Annotated in this window: 1 protein-coding gene; it reads left to right on the top strand. The window is 67.9% G+C overall.

Annotated elements, in window-relative coordinates; translation table 11 throughout:
- The coding region (locus NLI01S_RS24855; protein ID WP_223809385.1) for a sensor histidine kinase at positions 1-666 on the top strand (666 nt) is incomplete at both ends.

Genomic DNA, 666 nt, shown 5'->3' with positions numbered 1-666 from the left:
ACCATCGCCGGTTTGTGGATCGGTACGCGGCGTGAGTTGGTGGAGCGGTTGCGTGAGCGTGCGGAGCGGTTGGAGCGTGAGCAGCACATGATGGCCGAGCAGGCGATCACCGCCGAGCGCACGCGGATCGCTCGGGAGATGCACGACGTGGTGGCGCATCGGGTGAGTCTGATGGTGTTGCACGCGGGTGGGTTGGAGGTGTCCTCCATTGATGAGCGGACCGAGCGGGCGGCGGGGTTGATCCGTACCACGGGGCGTGAGGCGTTGACGGAGTTGCGCGGCATCTTGGGTGTGTTGCGTGAGGAGGAGGGGCAGGCGGCTCCTACGGCTCCGCAGCCGGTGTTGGCGGATGTGGAGGGGTTGGTGGCGCAGTGGCGTGGTGCGGGGATGGATGTGGTGTGTGAGCACGATGGTGAGCGTGGTGTGTTGCCGTTGGGGGTGCAGCGTACGGCGTTTCGGGTGGTGCAGGAGGCGTTGACCAACGCGGCCAAGCACGCCACGGGTGCTCGGGTGCGGGTGGGGTTGTGTTACGGGGTGGGGCGGTTGGAGGTGGAGGTGTCCAATGGTCCGGTTCCGGGTGTGGTGCACTCGCCGCCGCGTAGTGGGTACGGGTTGACGGGTCTGCGGGAGCGGGTGGCCCTGGCGGGTGGAGAGGTCAGCGCGGGT

It is taken from the genome of Nocardiopsis listeri NBRC 13360, from assembly GCF_001570765.1.
Classification (GTDB): domain Bacteria; phylum Actinomycetota; class Actinomycetes; order Streptosporangiales; family Streptosporangiaceae; genus Nocardiopsis; species Nocardiopsis listeri.
Note: the sequence above shows the minus strand (reverse complement) of the source record. Positions and strands in the feature narration are given on the sequence as shown.